Here is an 18,437-nt window from a genome sequence, read left to right as displayed (position 1 = left end):
GGTGCTAGCTACTACGGTCGGAAAACACCCTCATCATGAGGCCCGTTCAGCGCTCGGATTCATGCGAATACGACTCAGTGGAGCTATCTGCTTTGTTTCGATGCCTAAAATTTTGCTGCCTTGCCGGATATGTCTTTGGGCGAACCAGCCTCGATTCATTTCCAGTACATAGCGGACTTTACGTTCGGCGCAGTGAAAGGCATCCGTCAACGGCTCCATATCTTCTATGTTCACAATTGCACCTTGTTCGTCGATAAACGCGACGCTGAGAGGAATATAAGTATCACGCATCCACATGCAATGCCGCTGGACCTCCGGGAAAACAAACACCATGCCTTGTGAGCCCCCCAGATTCGACCTAAACGACAAACCGGCACTGCGCAATTGATCGGTATTGGCGACTTCGGCTTCGATCCGGTGAATTCCGGCCAAAAGCTCTACCGTAGCATCAGCCCTGACAGCCGTTCCCGTTGCTAAAATCCAAAGTGCGAGTAAATAAACCTCATGACAGCGCCTTAGAATAAAAACCTCCACTAATTCCGATGGAAAACGGCCATTGCCTGGTTTCCCAGCGCTCAAAAAAACGGGCAAACCGCCTGCATTATTGTTTGGCTATCGTTTTTTTCGGCTTACAAAGCGTATCGCCATCGGTATTGTCGCCTTTACGGTTGTTTTTATTGGTGAATAAAACACCTCCGCCGCAACCGAAGCCTGTCGCATTGTCGAATACGTCATTATCAATCAGACGAACTGTCGCTCCGGTCTCCGCCTGCACCGCAACCGCGTTACCGGTCAACAGACAGTTATCAAGACTGATGATGCCCGCTTCTGCATGGGCTCCGAATGCCGAATTGCCGGTCAAGGTGCAGTGACTCAGCCACGTGGAGCCGACATCTTCTAAAGAGTCAACAGCAGTGCCTGTGTTTTGTATCGAAACATGGATGCTGGAGTTCTTGACCGATAATCTGCCTCCGCCGGCAAGACTCACATCGATCCCACTCTGGGTAAAACCGTCAATCGCTACATTTTCAATCTCTAAGGCTTCTCCGGCAAGAAAACGTACACCGTTAAGCCCACTTCCGGCGCCGTTAATACTGAGATTATGCAGTTTAATAATATCCGACGCGCCGGCATTGATGACTATGCCGTTCGTACCAGCGGCAAGGATGCCTGCCAACGTCCCATCGCCATTTAGCGTGATCGATTTGGTAATCGTAACGGCGCCAAAGCCGCCGGGATCGAGTACCGATATTTCTCCATGCTGCGCGGTCTTGGAAATGGCACCTGCGAAGGTCTTGCAGGGAGCGGTTCTGCTGCACGGATTGGCGTCATCCCCGACACCGGAGACCCAGGTCCGCGTGGCTTGCGCATAAACGGGATCGATCATTGCAGGCGTCAAAATCACCAGCGCCGCCAAGGTCTTCATATGGAATTTCATCAATTTCTCCTGAGTTCAACTACGCTCGGTTATCCGGCACGGATTTCTCACCAAACAGTGTATAAAAGCTTACTACAGTTAACCTTGCAACTAATTAAACTGGCGCCTTCTTCACGCAACTTTCTCCAGATACTGCACGATCAACTGCACACTGCGGTTGCCCCGGAATTCGTTGATGTCCAGTTTATACGCGGCCCGGCAGGCGCGAAGACCCAGCCATTTTTCGGGGTGATCGATAAAGAAGGCGATCGCGTCGATCGGCATCCCCCCGGCATTTCTGAGCACCAGTTTCAGATGTTTCTGGCCGACGATGCTGGCCTGCACCACCTCGAATTCGCCGTGAAAAATCGGTTCCGGAAAGCCCTGCCCCCAGGTCGCGGCATTTTGCAGGAGTTCCGCGAATTCGACGGTCATGTCCTGTTCGCCGAGTTCGCCGTCCGACAGCACTTTTTGCTCCAGGTCGACGGCGTCCAGGCGCTTCCGCACCATTTCGTCGAACGCCAGCGCGAAAGGAGGGTAATCGTGCATCGCGATGCTCATGCCGGCCGCCATTGCATGGCCGCCGAACTTGCTGAGCAGATTCGGATGCGCGGCGGCGATGTCGCTGAGCACGTCGCGAATATGAATGCCCGGAATCGAGCGGGCCGAGCCCTTGATCTGATCCTTGCCCGCCGGCGCGAACGCGATCACCGGCCGGTGCAGGCGGTCCTTGATGCGCGACGCCAGAATACCGATCACACCCTGATGCCAGTTCTGATCGAACAGGCAGACGCCGGCAGGCAGACGGCTTTCATCGAGCGTGCGCATTTCATTCAGCAGCGACATCGCCTCGTGTTTCATCTGGCCTTCGATTTCCTTGCGGCCGTTGTTCAGATCATCCAGTTGCAGGGCCGTCTGCCTGGCCTCTTCGGGATTGTCGCTGAGCAGGCATTGAATGCCCAGCGACATATCGTCCAGACGGCCCGCCGCGTTCAACCGGGGCCCCAGCGCAAAACCGAGATCGGAGGCGTTCAGCGCGGCCGGTTTGCGGCCCGCCACTTCGATCAGCGCGTGGATGCCGGGATGCGCCTTGCCCATCCGGATTCTGAGCAAGCCCTGATGCACCAGCGTACGGTTGATGCGGTCGAGTTCGACCACGTCGGCGACCGTGCCCAAGGCGACATAATCGAGCAGCTGGCCGAGATTCGGATCGGGCAAGCCCTTGGCCTGAAACCAGCCGGTCTCCCGGAGCCGGCTGCGAAGCGCCAGCAGGCAATAAAACATCACGCCGACGCCGGCCAGCGCGCCGCTCGGAAATTTGTCGTCGGGCAGGTTCGGATTCACGATCGCATCGGCGGCCGGCAGCTGATCGCCCGGCAAATGGTGATCGGTCACCAACACCTTGATACCGGCCTGTTTGGCGACATTGACGCCTTCGAGGCTGGAAATGCCGTTATCGACCGTGATGATCAGATCGGGGTTTTCCAGTTTGACCAGTTCGACGATTTCAGGCGTCAGGCCGTAGCCGTACTCGAAACGATTCGGCACCACAAAACTGACGCGTTTGGCGCCGAACAATTGCAGACCCTTGATCGCGACCGCGCAACTGGTCGCGCCATCGGCATCGAAATCGGCGACGATCACGATTTTTTGCTGCTGTTCCAGCGCGGTGACCAACTGCGCCACCAGCTTTTCGATGCCGGACAAGAGCCACGGCGACGGCAACTTGGCCAACGAACGGTCGAGTTCATCCGGCGACGCCACGCCACGGGCCAAAAAAATGCGTTCGAGCAAGGGGTGCAGACCCTCGACAGGCAGGTGCTTTTGCGTCAACGGACGATTGATGATGGTTTTCTTGATGCCTTGATGGTACATGCGGTGGGGAAAATTGCGGCTTTAGGACTGGATACGGGAGCGCCATTATAGCGTTAAAAATCATATCACTGCCTCCGGGTTACGTTTTCCGGTCAAATCAGCCAGCCATCATGATGCCGAGGCGGCGCCCAAAATTATTCGAAACATTAAGACCAGGGTGCCGGGCGGGACATCCCTACCGTCCGGACGATTCAAGGTGCGCTGACCCTGGGCTTGCGAAAAATTCAGGGAGCTCGCCGCCAGGCTCCAAGAGGCCGCACACCAGACTCCAGACTCGTTTTTAGCCTTGGCCGCAGCCAGACAAATCCACTAAACATTGATATATAGGGAATAAGTAGCATATAATTGGGCTCATTTTGAACTTTGCAAATAAGCTCTGGTCATATTTGTCTATACGATGAGCGGCTGAGAGATCAGGCTTGATCTGCGGATCACCGGCATCGCAAAAAATTCAAAAATACCCCCTCAACACTGGAGGCTGGAGAGATACTTGAAAACAAAGATTCTCCCCAATCCGGAACCCATGCTACGGTTGTCCCGGCAGAAAGGCAGTCAACTCTGTCGCCGGCGGCGAATTAACCTGAGTAGCGCCATACGTTGTATGCCCGGTTAAAAGGGTTGACCGCATACAGCCTTCTTCACCCCCACTAAGGACACCTTTTGAAAAGATTATTTGTTGGAAACTTGCCCAGCGACGCGACCGAAGCCAGCGTAACGGCTTTATTCTCGGAGTTCGGCAAAGTGCATTCCATTGAGATCATCACCGACTTGTTTAGCGGTAGATGCAAGGGTTTTGGCTATGTTGGCATGGAAGGCCACGAAGCCAGAGCCGCCATCGCAAAACTCAGCGGCAATCTGTTCGGCGGCAAGCCGCTCAGAGTCAGTTTTGAAGTTGCTACCGGTAAAAAAGGCAGACGCCGCTAACTGCCATCGAATAACTTTCTCTACTTTTTCAGGATTCGGGGCGGCATCTAAACCGGGATAAGTTCAACGCTTATCCCATGGCAACAGAGCGGTCCCGTAACCTCACTCCGTTTTACCTTTACCGGGATTCCAATCCCTACATTCGAGAATTTCTATGTCATTTTCTTCTCTCGGCTTGTCCGAGCCCCTGTTGCGCGCCATCAGCGACTCAGGCTATACCACCCCCACACCGATACAACAAAAAGCGATACCCTCGGTATTATCCGGCCGCGACCTGCTCGCCGCCGCGCAGACCGGCACCGGCAAGACCGCGGGTTTTACCCTGCCTATCCTGCAACGCCTGGCGGAAAAACACATCAGCAACAACCGTCCGATTCGGGCTCTCATTTTAACGCCGACCCGCGAACTGGCCGCGCAAGTGGCCGAGTCGGTGACCAAATACGGCGCGCATCAGATGCCGCGCCTGAAATCGGATGTCGTGTTCGGCGGGGTCAAGATCAACCCGCAGATGATGCGTTTACGCGGCGGCGTCGATATCTTGACAGCAACGCCGGGACGCTTGCTCGATCTGGTCTCGCAGAATGCGGTCAAGTTGAATCAAGTCGAAATCCTGGTGCTGGACGAGGCCGACCGCATGCTGGATATGGGGTTCATCAGGGACATCAACAAAATTTTGGCGTTGTTGCCGAAAAAACGGCAAAACCTGCTGTTTTCGGCGACTTTTTCGGCCGATATCCGCAAACTGACGCAAAACCTGCTGGTGAACCCGGCGCAAATTGAAGTCGCAGTTGAAAATGCCGCCGCCGACACTGTCGAACAAATCGCCTACACGGTCAACAAGACCTCGAAAACCGCGTTATTGACGCACCTGATCAAGAGCAACGACTGGCGGCAGGTACTGGTGTTTACCAGCACCAAACACGGCGCCAACAAACTCACCGAAAAACTGAATTCCGCGCAAATCAGCGCGAAGGCGATACACGGCAACAAAAGCCAGGGCGCCAGAACCAGCGCCTTGGCCGATTTCAAATCCGGCGACATCCGGGTGCTGGTCGCCACCGACGTGGCCGCGCGCGGGATCGATATCGCCCAGTTGCCGCATGTGGTCAATTATGAATTGCCGCGTTCCTCCGCCGATTACGTGCATCGTATCGGCCGCACCGGGAGAGCCGGACGAGGCGGACTCGCGGTGTCGCTGATTTCTCAAGACGAAAACAACGCATTGCGTCTGGTTGAAAAACTGATTGGCGCTAAAATTGCGCGCGGACGAATCGCGGGCTTTGAGGAAGTGGAAACCGCTCGCTAGCGCGTTGCTGCCCACAGCCTAAACGCTGCGGATTATGCGCTTGAAGGTTTCACGGCAAAACGGGTTTGCCGTGAAAAATAGTTCAAAACGCGAACTTGATTCGGCAATCAGATAGCCATTCGGGTTCGCGAATCCTACTTGCCCTGAATGATGGCTGCATGGCAATCATGCAAAACGCCATGTTCATTAAGGCCTATTTTTTATTAAAGTAATAAATCTCGCCAAATTTCCCTTTCAGCGTCATCGTCTTATCGTCTTTCTCGACTAAAGAAAAGGTGTCAAAGCCGGATCTGCCGACATAAGGAATTTTCAATTTGCCATTGTCGATTTCGTAATTGACCGGCGGCTGGTCATAATGCTTGCCTTCGCGCGGAATATTCAGGATCGTGATCTTGCCGCCTTGAAATACCCACGTATCTTCCCGATTAATGGTTTCCTTGGCCGTTGCCGAGTTTTTGGTGTATTGCAGCTTCCAGCTCCCTTGAACATCATCCACCGATTTCAGCTCAATATCGGCATACACAGAGCCTGTAAAGAGAGATATAGCCAGGAATGCTGACGCTAAATTTATTTTTTTCATGATCATTCGCCTCTGATATTAAATAACCGCACTGCATTGTACGCGTACTGCCCAAAGAACCCTATTTTTATTGTTGGCGCAAAAAAAGTCGTGAGCCGTTCCATGGCGTCAGAACTCAATCAAACTCGAACGCCGGGTTCGCTGCCGCAGAATCGAATTTGATGATAGATTGGAAATGGCGAGCCGATAGAAGTTCAACACGCTATCGGTTAGAGCGGCGACATCAGACTCAATCAATCCACCTTATTTCTGCCCCAGGTTTTTAAGGATTTCCTTCAAAGGCACCAGGTTCATCGTCATTCTGAACAACACTTCATTATTCTCCAACAGGCCGTAACAATGGTAGGTTCTTAGCCTGATGTGGGTATGGTTCAACGTGTTTTCGGACGATTCCGGAAGCTGTTTGACCAGGATATGCAGGCTGTCGTTATTTCTCAGATAGCCTAAATAAACCCGGTCGACCGATATTTCATGCGAGGTGTACACCATCGGATTGAGTTTGAAATCGTGATTTTCCAATTGCGCTTTTTCGAGCAAGGCTCCGGAGGCCAGACTGCAAGGAAATATCTCCGGATAATGCGCAACCTGCGCCAGTTCGTCGAAATAATCGGATTGCTCGGCCAGGGAGCCTGACAGAAAGTTTTTGACCGAACCGTTATTCATGTATTTGCGCTTCAGGAAATAATCGGTGTCCGGAACAATCGTTCTGTCGGGAATATCGTTCAGATCAGGCAGATTGTCCAGTTGGGTGTCGGCCAAAAACAGCGGCGACGGCGTTTCCTTTTTATATCCCAGCAGCACGGTTTTGCCATCGGATTTCATCGCGATACGGTTGGTCAGCGTCAGGTTCGGAATGGTGTTGATCAGCGTCTTTTTGATTTCCAGATAAAGCGGCATGCGCGGGCGGACAGCGTTGATGAAGGTCATCTGGTAATTGCTGAAACGCAGACGGTTTTCGGCAATGACCTTGTCTTCATAATGCGCTTCCCGGTACAGGCGCATTTGGTACTCAATCAGGGTATTCAGTTGAAAACCCAGTACGATCGGGCCTTTGAACGGGTTATGGGTAATCTGCAGCCATTTATGCTTGTCATGAAACAGATTGAAGTCATCTGAGGCATTGCGCGCGACTTCGATATGGATTTGATCAAAAATGAAAGGTGGGGGATTCATGATGTAGGGTTGAAATGCCGTATCTGGGAATAGGACTTTAAAGTCGCCAATCCTTACGCAAGTTACAGATAAAAGTCCAAAAAATCAACCACAGCGCATCGCCGATCATACCCGCGTTGCGGAGTGCGATGGTTTTTGCTGGCGCCGGCATAATTTTCCGAGTACTTTACTAAGAAATAGTTATTGCAAGGCCCTGCATTTGAACTATCCTTGTCGAATCGAAAGTTATTTCGGTATGTCACGGCCACCGACAGTCATGCTTCTTGAACAGACTTTCGCGACGGTTCGAATTTTGGAAGCGATCAACTTTTTTTACTAGCAATGTATTTTTAAGCTGAGTTTGATATAACAACAACCTGTTCGTTGCATAATGGCCGACTGTCAGGAAACTGGAGCGTCATGATGTCTTTCCGATCCTGGACAATATCCTATGGAATTCTAGGTGCCATGCAACTTGAGCCACAATACAGCCCGTTCAATCCTGTCATGACGCACTGTCTTTTAACAAAGCAATTCATAATAATGCATTATTTCATGGCCTTGCTTTTGTTTGTCAGTGCGGCTTCGGCGGCTTCCCCAACGGCTCCTCCGGCCTCCGCTCAAACTTTCCCTGCAACTGAGTTGACTCAGAACGAAAGAGAATGGCTGCTTGCGCATCCAAAAATCCGCTTAGCTCTCGACGACTCGTTGCCCCCCTATAGCTTTGTTGATAAAAAAGGTCAGTTCAGGGGGATTGCGATCGATATCATGGATGCGCTCAGCAAAAAGCTCGGAATGAGTTTCCAGGCATATCCGAAGTCATCCCTGGTCAATACCTACTCGGCGGCGGCAGAGCAGCGCATGGATATTATCGCCACGATGGTCGACCTTCCTGACCGCCGTGCATGGTTCAATTTCACCCATCCGTATCTGACCAAATCGCTGGTCATCATGACCCATAAAAACGATACGACCATCACTGACCGCGATGATCTGTCCGGAAAAAAGGTAGCATTCGTCGATGGCTTTGAGTTTTCCACCCAAATCACAAAAAAAAATCCCGCGGTTAAACCCTATGTCGTGCCGTCGATGCGGGCTTGTTTGAAAGCCGTAGAGCGGAAGAAGGCGGATGCCTGCATCACATTTAGCGGCACCGCGCAGTACTTGCAACGCGAATATCGCCTGGACAATTTGCAGTTCGCCGGCTTTTATGAACGCAATACCGCCGACGAGAGCATGGCAGTCCGTAAAGACTGGCCGATGCTGACCGCCATCCTGCAAAAAGGGCTGGATTCACTCAGCGAATCCGAAATGAACGCGATTTATTTCAAATGGATGCCTCCCGGAATCCAAATGCCGGGCTTGCAGCCGCACGCCTCCGTGAGCAAGAATCCCACGCTTGCGGCATGGTGGCAAAATAGCACGCCCGCCGACTGGCTGAAAGTCCTGGCGCCTTTACTCGTCCTTATCGGCTCCTTTGTGTTCTGGACGCTTCGAACCCGAAGAGTCGCGCAAATCGTCCCAAACAACGAGGAAGCCCCTGATCAAAACCTCAAACAGTTACAAATCGATTTCGAGCGGATGATCCTGAAGCGCACCACCGAATTGAATAACAGCGAAAGAAAATTTCGCAATCTGGTCGAAAACACGAACAAGGACTATTTTTTCTATCAGCGCGATCGCCAAGGCCGCATGACCTATGTCAGCCCGTCCGTGGCCTTTGTGCTCGGCTACGCGCCTGACAATTTCGCCGCGAATTTCCGCCGCTATCTGACCAATAATCCGGCCAACCGAAGACTTGAGACGATCCTGGAGTCCAGTGGCCAGGGTATTCCCGCCCCGCCCTATCAACTTGAATTCCTGGATTCGGAACAGAGGCGGCGCTGGCTTGAAATCGCGGATGCGCCGGTATACGACGAATACGGCAACTGTATCGGCGTGGATGGCCTGGCTTTCGATATTACCCAACGCAAGCAGGAAGAGGAAAAATTAATCTGGCTTTCCTTTCATGATGAATTGACCGGGCTGGGTAATCGGCGGCTATTTACCGACCGCATATGCCAGGCCATCGCATTATCGAGCCGCAATTGCATGCCGTTTGCGGTGTTTTACCTGAATGTGGACAAATTCAGAGCGCTGATTGATGAATTGGGGCATGCGGCGGGCGACTATGCGCTGAAACACGTGGCTAAAATGCTGGTAGATACGCTCCGCGAATCGGACACGGCCGCAAGCCTCGGCGACGGCGAGTTTGCGCTGTTGTTGCCCGATACCGATGTGAACGCCTCCGCGACCGTGGCGCAAAAGCTGATCAGGAACCTGCGTGATCCGATCATTTTCGGCAAGAAATCGGTCAGCCTGGAGGTGACCATCGGCATTTCGCTTTACCCCCGCCACGGCTCCAATCCCGGCACGCTGCTGCAATATGCCGATGCGAGCATGAATTACGCAAAAAAGCAACGGATCAGCTATTCCGCCGTCGCCGACGCTTGACCCGCTGATTGCCGGCCGTCAACGCCGGTATTGTTTATCCAGCGCCTGCAAGTGCTTTAATTTTTCGCCGATTTTGATTTCCAGGCCTCTGCCCACCGGCTGGTAATAAGAAGCCCCGCGGAGCTCGTCCGGAAAATAGCTCTCTCCCGCCGCGTAAGCTTCCGGTTCGTCATGGGCATAACGGTATTCCTTGCCGTAATCCAACGCCTTCATCAGTTGGGTCGGCGCATTGCGCAGGTGCACCGGTACGCTCAGGCTACCGCTGCGTTTCGCATCCTGCATCGCGGCGTTATAAGCCCGGTAAACCGCATTGCTTTTCGGCGCGCAGGCCAGATAAATGACCGCCTGCGCGAGCGCCAGCTCGCCTTCCGGGCTGCCCAGGCGTTCCTGAGCGGCCCAGGCATCCAAAGCGATTTGCAGGCCGCGGGGATCGGCGTTGCCGATGTCCTCGGACGCCATTCTGACGATCCTGCGGGCAATATACGCCAGATCGCAGCCGGCATCAATCATCCGGCACAGCCAATACAGTGCCGCATCGGGCGCACTGCCGCGCACCGACTTGTGCAGCGCGGAAATCTGGTTGTAAAACTCCTCGCCCTGCTTATCGAAACGCCTGACGCCGCCGCTGAGCACCTCCCTGGCCAAGGCCTCGCCGATGCAGTTCTCGTTATTCGCGGCGGCCAGCTCGACCGCCAGTTCCAGCAGATTCAACAGTTTTCGCGCATCGCCATCGGCCGCCAGCACAAACTGCTGCCTGATTTCCGCGTCCATGGCGATGCCGAGACGTCCGAGCCCGCGTTCCTGATCGGTCAAGGCGCGTTCGGCGACCGCCAATAAATCTTCGGTCGTTAAAGGATTCAGCACATACACGCGGGCGCGCGACAATAACGCATTGTTCAGCGCGAATGACGGATTTTCGGTCGTCGCGCCGATAAAATAGACCGTGCCGTCCTCGACATGCGGCAAAAACGCATCCTGTTGCGCCTTGTTGAAACGGTGAACTTCGTCCACGAACAAGATCGTGCGCCGCTGCTTTTGCTGCAACAGCAACTGCGCTTCGCTGACCGCCGCCCGGATTTCCTTCACGCCAGCCAGTACCGCCGAAATCGGCGCGAATTCGGCATCGGCATGGCGGGCGATCAGCCGGGCGAGCGTGGTTTTACCCGCGCCGGGCGGCCCCCAAAAAATCATCGAATGCAGGCGCCCGGCGCTGATGCTTTGATAAAGCGGCTTGCCGGGCTGCAAAATGTGCTTCTGCCCGGCATACTCGTCCAGGCTTCTCGGCCGCATCCTGTCGGCCAGCGGCCGGGTCAAATCGTCCAACATCGGATACCTTGCGCCTTTATTCCGCGATGCCTATCACTCCTCAAACACATCCGCGCCTTTCGGGACTTCAAACTGAAACAAAGTCTGCTTGATCGGCGGATTGATCAGCACGTTCGAAAAGTAGATACGGGTCAGTTGCCCGAAATTATCGCTGAGTTCCATGCCGCCGAGAGAACCCTTGTCCAAACCGATCAAAATGTACTTGAATGTCGTTTCCGCGCTTTTCGGCAACAGCTTGATCCATTGCATGTCGCCCTCCTTGCCCTGACCTTCGATCGTGAAATTGTCGTCCAATGACACCTCGCCGCTCAGCAATAACGCCGGCGTCGAACCGAGCGATTCATCGAGCTTTTTGACGGTGACCTGCTCCAAGTCTTTGTCGTAGAACCAGACCTTGCCTTTGTCGGCGACAATCTGTTGGGCAAACGGTTTTTGATAATCCCAGCGGAATTTGCCCGGACGCTGCAGGTAAAAGACACCAAAACTGGTCCGGACCGGCTTGCCCTGCTCATCGATCAAGACCTGCTTGAAATCGGCGGACAACGATTTGGAAGACGCCAAAAAGGCTTTCAGCTGCTGCACCGGCTTATCGTCCGCCTGCGCCGGCAAATAGCTGAACAATAATAAAATCAGGATAAAACCCAACCACTTTTGTTGACTCATTAAAACACCTCGTTAAATTCTGTGACGGTCAGTGAGCGCTGAATTAGGCGCACGGAGCCCTCTCCTTTAGGGAGAGGGCTGGGGATTTTTATTCGCTCTGCGGAAAAAACTCCTCAAACCACGGCCTATCCTGTTCGATGACCGCATTGCCGCAGGCCGAATAGGCGGTCGGTTCGGAGCCTGCGACATAGGGATAGCCCCTGCCGTAAGGACAATCGGGCCCTGCCACCAAACCGGAATACGGGTCGACACGCACCATTTTGATATTATCGGGCGGCGTCAAATTGACCGGCTGCCGTGAAATCTGCCGCATAAACGCGGTCCAAACTTGCAGCGCACCGGTCGCGCCGGTCAGTCCGGCCGGCTTGTTATCGTCGCGGCCAACCCAGACCACCGACAAATAATCACCGGTAAAGCCTGCAAACCAGCTGTCTTTCGCATCGTTGGTCGTGCCGGTCTTGCCGACCAGACCGTAATCCTGCGGAAACACCGAATAAGCCGAAGCGCCGGTGCCAGAATGCATCACTTCCTGCAGGATCGTATTCAGGATATAGGTCGAGGACGGATCGACCGTTTGTCTGACCGTATACGGATAGCTTTGCAGCCTGTCCCCCGAGGCGGAGACCACCGCCTTGATGCCCTTGATCGGCGTCAGGAAACCGTCGCCGGCGAGGGTCTGGTACATCTGCGCGACTTCGAGCGGCGATAATTGCGCCGCGCCGAGCAGGAACGAGGGATACAATTCGACCTTGCGGTTGACGCCCAGGTCTTTCAGGGTTTTCGCGACCCTGCCGATACCAACGTCCATGCCGACCCGCACGGTCGCCAGATTGTACGATTTGGCTAATGCGGTATGCAGGCCGATCGTGCCGTGTTCCTTGTGATCGTAATTTTTCGGACTCCAGTCGTTGCCGTTGTCGCCCTTGATGAAGATCGCACTGTCGCTGACCGGGGTCGTGATCGTGTAGCGCCGCGGATATTGCAGCGCGGTCAAATAAATCACCGGCTTGATCAGCGAACCGATCGGCCGCACCGCATCCAAGGCCCGGTTGAATCCGGCCGAGGAGTCGTCGCGTCCGCTGGCCAGCGCGGCGATCTCGCCGCTGTCCCGGCGCGTGATCACGACGGCCGATTCGAGCGCCTTGGTGGCCTTGGGCTGTTTTTCCAGCTGCGGCAGCTTGCGCTTGATCGTTTCCTCGAGCGTATCCTGAATCTGCGTATCGAGCGTGGTAAAGATTCTGAGGCCTTCGGAGGTCAGATCTTCCTCGCGGTAATCCTGTCTCAACTGGCGCTTGACCAGGTCGAGGAAGGCCGGATAGCGATTCGCCGAACGACGCAAACTGGCGATCACGTTTAAGGGTTTGGCTTTTGCGGCGGCCGCGTCTTCTTCGGTGATGTACTCCTGTACGGCCATTTCATCCAGGACCAGATTACGGCGCTGCAACGCACGCTCCGGAAAACGCCGGGGATTGTACTCGGATGGCCCGCGCACCAACGCGACCAACGAAGCCAACTGCTCCAGCGACAAATCCTTCAACGGGCCGCCGAAATAAAACTGACTGGCCAGTCCGAAGCCGTGCACCGCGCTGCCGCCGTCCTGGCCCAGATAGATTTCGTTCAGATAGGCTTCGAGAATCTCGTTCTTACTGTAACGATATTCCAGGATCATCGCCATCAGGGCTTCCTTGAGTTTCCGGGTCAGCTTACGCTCGGAGGTCAAATAGAAATTTTTGACCAGCTGCTGGGTGATCGTACTACCGCCCTGCACCATGTCGCCGGCCTGGATGTTCGCGACCATCGCCCGCAGAATCCCGCGCAACGAAACCCCGAAGTGATCGTAAAAATCCCTGTCCTCCGACGCGAGCAAGCCCTTGATCAGCATCTCCGGCGCTTCTTCGAGCTTGATCAAGATCCGGTCTTCCTTGATGGTCGGATAAAAGCTGCCGATCTGCACCGGGTCCATCCGGACGATCGCCAGGTTTTGATTGTTCGTCAGATCGGTGATGCCCGCGATGCCGGCTTCGGAAAAATCCACGCGCATCGCCGCACTGGGCTGCGGTTCCTGCTGATCCCAAAAGGCGAAGGTGCGGGTCTTGACCGAAACTTGCCCGCCATTGCGGAAATAAGTGCCTTCCGCGGCCAGTTGCTGATCTTTTCGGTAATGCAGCATCTCCAGCAAATTCTCGAATTTTTGCGCGCTGATCCCATAGCCGGCATACAGCTCAACCGGATTGCCATACACGCGCGCGGGAATCGCCCAGCGTTTGCCTTCGAACTGCGTGCGGACCTGGTAATCAAGGTAACCAAGGTAGGTGAATAGAAAAAAAGCGCCGATGCCGAGCAGGATGACGAAGCTGTTTCTAAACCAATGGGATGTCGATTTTTTGCTGGGTGGCGTCTTGTTATACCGGGGGGAACCTCGCCGGGTCGGTCTGTCTGTCATGGCCTTTTTAAGCTTTAATGAGATGAATTTTCCGTAACGTGTCCGGTTATTATACCCAGTTCAGGCATGCCGGCATCAGAAACCGTGACATTAACAAGTCAACGATGAATGGATAATGAATGAAACCAAAACCTGCCGGGGGATTTTGCCAGCCCGGCAGAGGTCCAGGATGCGGCATCAGTTTGCCGAGGTCAGCACCGGTTTGAGTACCATTTCGGCGCGTTTGTCTGCCCCTGACGGCAGCCGGGCGCTTCTGGAGTCTATCCAGGCGGCAATGTCCTGCCAGGTCTTGTCGGCCTGCAAATCACGCAGCAGCATGTGATAGCCTTGTTGATAAAAGGCGACGGTTTTTTCCTCGGCGGCATGGTTGTCTTTCAGAAAGCGCTGTAAAAAGGCATAGGTCGGCTTCTTCGGAATGATGTCGTCCTTTTCGCCATACAACAGCAAGGTGTCTTCATTCAGTTTATCGGCGCTGTTGAACGCCAAGTCCATCAAATTGGCCAGGCCGTACAGCGTTTCGACGCGCGCGCCCTTGATCACCCAAGGATCGCTCCCCAATTCGCGCAGCATTTCGATATTGTCCGACGGCGTCACCTTCACGACGCCTTTGCCGGTCAGCCTGAGCCACGGCGTGGTATGCGCGAGTACCCATAACAGGCTGTTCTGATACCAGGGCATCGTCTTGCGCGCCCACAACGCCGGCGCGGCCAGAATGATGCCGTCGATCAAATCGGTCGTATCGTTTTTGACTGCGGTCATCACTACCGCGCCGCCCATGCTTTCGCCGAGCAAGAACAAGGGGCTCCGGGGATAGCGTTCCTTGACCAGGCGCGCCAGCGTCAACAGATCGTCTTCATACGATGCACAGCCGGCCCACAACCCGCGTTTCGGCCCCTTGCCGAAACCGCGCTGATCATAGGCGAAGCTGGCGATGCCGTGCTCGCTGAAATAGCGCGCGGGCTTATCGAAAAACCGGCTGTAATCGTTGAAGCCGTGTACCGCGATGATCACGGCTCGGGGTTCGCCCTGCGTCGGCCATTCCCTAAGCGGCAGCCTGGCGCCGTCCTCGGTGATGAAAGCTTGCGTATCAAGATCGAGATGTGCGGCGGTCGTTTTCGCGCCGGAAGGATAAATCGACGGCACACAGCCGGCCAGTAAGCAAGAGAGGATCAATATAATGTGCGTGAAAATCGTTTTCATAAGCTGTTCCCGGTTAGCTTCCGGGATAAAATGGACAGCGCGGATGCACCCTCGCAACAACGCCAAAACTATTGACTCTATTGATCTTTGAGGAGCGACTAAAGTTCATCGGGTTTCAAGGCCAGAATAGCGTTAGAATACCGATAATTCAATCCCCAAACTCGCCCGTCATGCCTATGGCAAATCAAAACCGAACCGTTGTTATCTCGCCCATTTTCCGAGGCTTAGTCAATCGGATTCTGCCGAACTCCCAGGCCGTCTCGCTGTCGTTGATACTGATCGTCCTTTTTGCGCTGATTTATTCGCTGTCCGGCATGCTGATGCCGGTGTTCGCCTCGGTCGTGCTCGCTTATCTCCTCGAAGGCCTGGTTGCCAAAACCGAGGCGGCAGGCCTTCCGAGATGGGTGGCCGTCTATCTGGTGTTCTCGATCTTCATGGCCTGCGTCGGCTTTCTGTTCTTTTATCTGCTGCCGATCGTTTCGCAACAGGCGGTCGAGTTCGTGCAGCAGATTCCGGCGATGGTGTACCGGCTGGAAATGAACATCATGCGGCTGCCGAAGCTGTATCCTAAACTAATCTCGGAAAGCCGGATCCAGGAAATCATGCATATCCTGCAACGCGAAGTCTGGACCTACGGGCAAAACATGCTGTCGCTTTCGGCCGCGTCGCTGGTCAGCGTGGTCAGCGCGCTGGTTTACCTGTTCCTGGTGCCGATGATGGTGTTTTTCCTGCTGAAAGATAAGAGCCTGCTGATCGACTGGTTTTTGCAGTTCTTTCCGCGCGATCGGCATCTGACCGTGCGCGTCTGGGAAGAGGTCGACATGCAGATCGGCAATTATATCCGCGGCAAGTTTGCCGAAGTGTTCATCCTGTGGGCGGCCAGCTTCGTGACCTTCAGTTTTTTCGACCTGAACTATGCGATGCTGCTCGCGGTGTTCATGGGGCTGCAAGTGGTGATTCCCTATATCGGCGCGACGCTGGTCACCTTTCCGGTGCTCGGCGTCGCTTATTTTCAATGGGGCTGGGGTAGCGATCAATTCATGTATGTCGCGATCGCCTATGCGGTGATCCAGGCCCTCGACGGCGTGCTGCTGGTGCCTATCCTGTTTTCCGAGGCGGTCAATCTGCATGCGATCGCGATCATCGTCGCGATCCTGTTCTTCGGCGGCCTGTGGGGTTTCTGGGGCGTCTTCTTCGCGATTCCGTTGGCGACCGTCGTCAAGGCGGTGCTGTCGGCCTGGCCGCGGCTTGGCGACCCCAGCCAGGACGCGTGTTTTGACCTATAGGTAATCCGAACCGTAATCGGCCAGCCGCGAGCGTTCGCCGCGGCGCAGCGTGATATGCGCGCCATGCTCCCAACGCTTGAAACGGTCGACCACATAGGTCAAGCCCGAGGTCGTCGCGGTCAGATACGGCGTATCGATCTGCGAAAGATTACCGATGCAAACGATCTTGGTGCCGGGACCTGCGCGAGTGATCAAGGTCTTCAACTGTTTCGAGGTCAGGTTCTGCGCTTCGTCGATGATCAGATAACGGTTTAAAAAAGTCCGGCCGCGCATGAAATTCAGCGAACGGATCTTGACCCGGTTCATCAGCACGTTTTGCGTCGCGCCCTGCTCCCATTCGGTATTGCCGGAACGGTTGCCGAGCAATTCGAGATTGTCCATCAGGGCGCCCATCCACGGCGCCATTTTTTCTTCCTCGGTGCCGGGCAGAAAGCCGATATCCTCGCCGATCGGCATTGTTTCGCGGGTCATGATGATTTCGTGATAAAGCTTCCGTTCCATCGTCAACGTCAACCCCGCGGCCAGCGCCAACAACGTTTTGCCGGTTCCGGCCGTGCCCAGCAAGGTCACGAAATCGATATCCGGATCGAGCAGCACATTGAACGCAAAATTCTGCTCGCGGTTTTTCGCGGTGATGCCCCAGACATTGTTATGCTTAGAACGGTAATCGCGGGCCAGCTCCAATATCGCGGTGCGGCCGTCACACGAGCGCACGATCGCCTCGAAATTCGACGAGCCTTCCATGTACAGATATTGATTCGGATACCATTCGGCGACCAGAGGATCTTCGAGCTTGTAGAAGGTTCTGCCCTTTTCCTGCCAGGAATCCATCTTGCTGCCGTGCAGGTCCCAGAAATCGTCCTCCAGCGCCATCGCGCCGCTGTACAAGAGCTCGATATCGTCGAGCACCTGGTCGTTGTGATAATCCTCGGCCGGCAATTCGAGGGTCGCCGCCTTGATCCGCATGTTGATGTCTTTCGACACCAGAATCACCTTGATGCCGGGCAATTGCTTGGTCAGCGCCAACACCACGCTCAGGATCGAATTATCCGCCAGGCTGCCGGGCATCGTCGCCGGCAAAAGCTCGCTCATGATGCTGGTCTGAAAATACAGACGGCCCGATTTTCCGATCATTCCGCCCTTGCCGTTTGCCTCCAGACGCGATAACGGCAGCCCGTCCTTGATACAACCGGGATCGACATCGCGGATCAGTTCATCGAGAAATCGGCTCGCCTGGCGCACGTTGCGCGCGACTTCGGTGATGCCTTTCTTGGCCCGGTCCAGTTCCTCCAGCACGATCATCGGGATGAAAATGTCATGTTCCTGAAAGCGAAAAATACAGGCCGGATCGTGCATCAGCACATTGGTGTCGAGCACGAATAGCTTTTTGTCGGGCGTGGTTTGAATATTCATGAATTCCTTGGACTGTCTGATGAATGCTGAGAGGTCACCCGCCCCGCTCCCGACGCTGATGACCATGAGCGGATCAAGACTTAAGAATAATCGCTTTAAACAAATTTATAAAGCACGGGTACGGCAAACAAGAATAACGCGGTTGTCGCCTGCGCAAAGAAATTTGAGAATTGCGATAGATTACTCAGAAAAATTTTCATTTCCATGATCTCGACTATACTTAAATCGGGGCCTGAAAGAGGCAGGATGATGATTACAAGCGGTCTTTGCCTTCTACACGTTAAAAAGTCATTATCCTTTGACTTCAGCCGCTAGAATACCCCACCAATCACTGCTACCGTCTTCCCAGTTAAAACCCA

The 18,437-nt window shown here is 54.4% G+C and carries 14 protein-coding genes; 4 read left to right on the top strand and 10 right to left on the bottom strand.

Going from position 1 to position 18,437, the window contains the following annotated elements; all coding sequences use genetic code 11:
• Positions 1-33: 33 nt before the first annotated feature.
• The 3 genes from METLA_RS0103855 to recJ form a co-directional block, all read right to left on the bottom strand.
• Positions 34-591 (bottom strand): DUF192 domain-containing protein, encoded by a 558-nt coding sequence (locus METLA_RS0103855; protein WP_198408444.1) that lies wholly within the window; start codon positions 589-591, stop codon positions 34-36.
• A gap of 10 nt (positions 592-601) precedes the next feature.
• Positions 602-1,426: a right-handed parallel beta-helix repeat-containing protein gene (locus tag METLA_RS20525; protein WP_152539362.1), complete on the bottom strand. Its 825-nt coding sequence runs from the start codon at positions 1,424-1,426 to the stop codon at positions 602-604.
• Positions 1,427-1,549: 123 nt separating this feature from the next.
• Positions 1,550-3,292: a single-stranded-DNA-specific exonuclease RecJ gene (recJ, locus tag METLA_RS0103845; protein ID WP_024297299.1), complete on the bottom strand. Its 1,743-nt coding sequence runs from the start codon at positions 3,290-3,292 to the stop codon at positions 1,550-1,552.
• 660 nt (positions 3,293-3,952) lie between these two features.
• Between recJ and METLA_RS0103840 the strand changes: the two genes are divergently transcribed.
• Both METLA_RS0103840 and METLA_RS0103835 read left to right on the top strand, forming a co-directional pair.
• Entirely contained in the window at positions 3,953-4,216 is a 264-nt protein-coding gene (locus METLA_RS0103840; RefSeq protein WP_024297298.1) for an RNA recognition motif domain-containing protein, read from the top strand.
• Positions 4,217-4,370: 154 nt separating this feature from the next.
• Positions 4,371-5,522, top strand: coding sequence for a DEAD/DEAH box helicase (locus METLA_RS0103835; RefSeq protein ID WP_024297297.1), 1,152 nt, complete (start codon positions 4,371-4,373; stop codon positions 5,520-5,522).
• A gap of 193 nt (positions 5,523-5,715) precedes the next feature.
• On the opposite strand, the gene METLA_RS0103830 is transcribed toward METLA_RS0103835, so the two are convergent.
• Both METLA_RS0103830 and METLA_RS0103825 read right to left on the bottom strand, forming a co-directional pair.
• Complete coding sequence (locus METLA_RS0103830) at positions 5,716-6,102, bottom strand: hypothetical protein (protein WP_024297296.1); 387 nt, start codon at positions 6,100-6,102, stop codon at positions 5,716-5,718.
• 243 nt (positions 6,103-6,345) lie between these two features.
• Entirely contained in the window at positions 6,346-7,275 is a 930-nt protein-coding gene (locus tag METLA_RS0103825; protein ID WP_024297295.1) for a hypothetical protein, read from the bottom strand.
• Positions 7,276-7,896: 621 nt separating this feature from the next.
• Between METLA_RS0103825 and METLA_RS0103820 the strand changes: the two genes are divergently transcribed.
• On the top strand, positions 7,897-9,747 hold the full coding sequence (locus METLA_RS0103820; RefSeq protein WP_024297294.1) for a diguanylate cyclase domain-containing protein: 1,851 nt from the start codon (positions 7,897-7,899) through the stop codon (positions 9,745-9,747).
• 18 nt (positions 9,748-9,765) lie between these two features.
• Here the strand turns inward: METLA_RS0103820 and METLA_RS0103815 are convergent, their stop codons facing one another.
• The 4 genes from METLA_RS0103815 to METLA_RS0103800 all read right to left on the bottom strand — a co-directional run bounded on the left by METLA_RS0103815 (position 9,766) and on the right by METLA_RS0103800 (position 15,379).
• Positions 9,766-11,073 carry a replication-associated recombination protein A gene (locus tag METLA_RS0103815; protein WP_024297293.1) on the bottom strand — a complete coding sequence of 436 codons (1,308 nt, stop codon included), beginning with the start codon at positions 11,071-11,073 and terminating at the stop codon, positions 9,766-9,768.
• A gap of 33 nt (positions 11,074-11,106) precedes the next feature.
• Positions 11,107-11,736, bottom strand: a complete 630-nt coding sequence (gene lolA / locus METLA_RS0103810; protein ID WP_024297292.1) for an outer membrane lipoprotein periplasmic chaperone LolA — start codon at positions 11,734-11,736, stop codon at positions 11,107-11,109.
• Between the two features lie 88 nt (positions 11,737-11,824).
• On the bottom strand, positions 11,825-14,179 hold the full coding sequence (gene mrcB / locus METLA_RS0103805) for a penicillin-binding protein 1B (RefSeq protein ID WP_024297291.1): 2,355 nt from the start codon (positions 14,177-14,179) through the stop codon (positions 11,825-11,827).
• Positions 14,180-14,356: 177 nt separating this feature from the next.
• Entirely contained in the window at positions 14,357-15,379 is a 1,023-nt protein-coding gene (locus METLA_RS0103800; protein ID WP_024297290.1) for an alpha/beta hydrolase, read from the bottom strand.
• Positions 15,380-15,555: 176 nt separating this feature from the next.
• On the opposite strand from METLA_RS0103800, the gene METLA_RS0103795 reads away from it, so the two are divergent.
• The gene (locus tag METLA_RS0103795) at positions 15,556-16,665 is read left to right on the top strand and encodes an AI-2E family transporter (RefSeq protein ID WP_024297289.1); all 1,110 of its coding nucleotides are present in this window, start codon (positions 15,556-15,558) and stop codon (positions 16,663-16,665) included.
• Here METLA_RS0103795 and METLA_RS0103790 read toward each other — a convergent pair.
• The gene (locus tag METLA_RS0103790; protein ID WP_024297288.1) at positions 16,660-18,078 is read right to left on the bottom strand and encodes a PhoH family protein; all 1,419 of its coding nucleotides are present in this window, start codon (positions 18,076-18,078) and stop codon (positions 16,660-16,662) included. The genes METLA_RS0103795 and METLA_RS0103790 overlap by 6 nt on opposite strands.
• Between the last annotated feature and the right edge of the window lie 359 nt (positions 18,079-18,437).

Source organism: Methylomicrobium lacus LW14 (assembly GCF_000527095.1).
Classification (GTDB): Bacteria; Pseudomonadota; Gammaproteobacteria; order Methylococcales; family Methylomonadaceae; genus Methylomicrobium; species Methylomicrobium lacus.
The sequence above is the reverse complement of the archived record's forward strand: the minus strand, read 5'-3'. Positions and strand labels throughout refer to the sequence as shown.

What these genes read in the sequence shown, in the direction of transcription:
- METLA_RS20525 (WP_152539362.1), bottom strand. Translation starts at nt 1,426, where the DNA reads ATGAAGACCTTGGCGGCGCTGGTGATTTTGACGCCTGCAATGATCGAT.
- recJ (WP_024297299.1), bottom strand. Translation starts at nt 3,292, where the DNA reads ATGTACCATCAAGGCATCAAGAAAACCATCATCAATCGTCCGTTGACG.
- METLA_RS0103835 (WP_024297297.1), top strand. Translation starts at nt 4,371, where the DNA reads ATGTCATTTTCTTCTCTCGGCTTGTCCGAGCCCCTGTTGCGCGCCATC.
- METLA_RS0103830 (WP_024297296.1), bottom strand. Translation starts at nt 6,102, where the DNA reads ATGAAAAAAATAAATTTAGCGTCAGCATTCCTGGCTATATCTCTCTTT.
- METLA_RS0103825 (WP_024297295.1), bottom strand. Translation starts at nt 7,275, where the DNA reads ATGAATCCCCCACCTTTCATTTTTGATCAAATCCATATCGAAGTCGCG.
- METLA_RS0103815 (WP_024297293.1), bottom strand. Translation starts at nt 11,073, where the DNA reads ATGTTGGACGATTTGACCCGGCCGCTGGCCGACAGGATGCGGCCGAGA.
- lolA (WP_024297292.1), bottom strand. Translation starts at nt 11,736, where the DNA reads ATGAGTCAACAAAAGTGGTTGGGTTTTATCCTGATTTTATTATTGTTC.
- mrcB (WP_024297291.1), bottom strand. Translation starts at nt 14,179, where the DNA reads ATGACAGACAGACCGACCCGGCGAGGTTCCCCCCGGTATAACAAGACG.
- METLA_RS0103800 (WP_024297290.1), bottom strand. Translation starts at nt 15,379, where the DNA reads ATGAAAACGATTTTCACGCACATTATATTGATCCTCTCTTGCTTACTG.
- METLA_RS0103795 (WP_024297289.1), top strand. Translation starts at nt 15,556, where the DNA reads ATGGCAAATCAAAACCGAACCGTTGTTATCTCGCCCATTTTCCGAGGC.
- METLA_RS0103790 (WP_024297288.1), bottom strand. Translation starts at nt 18,078, where the DNA reads ATGAATATTCAAACCACGCCCGACAAAAAGCTATTCGTGCTCGACACC.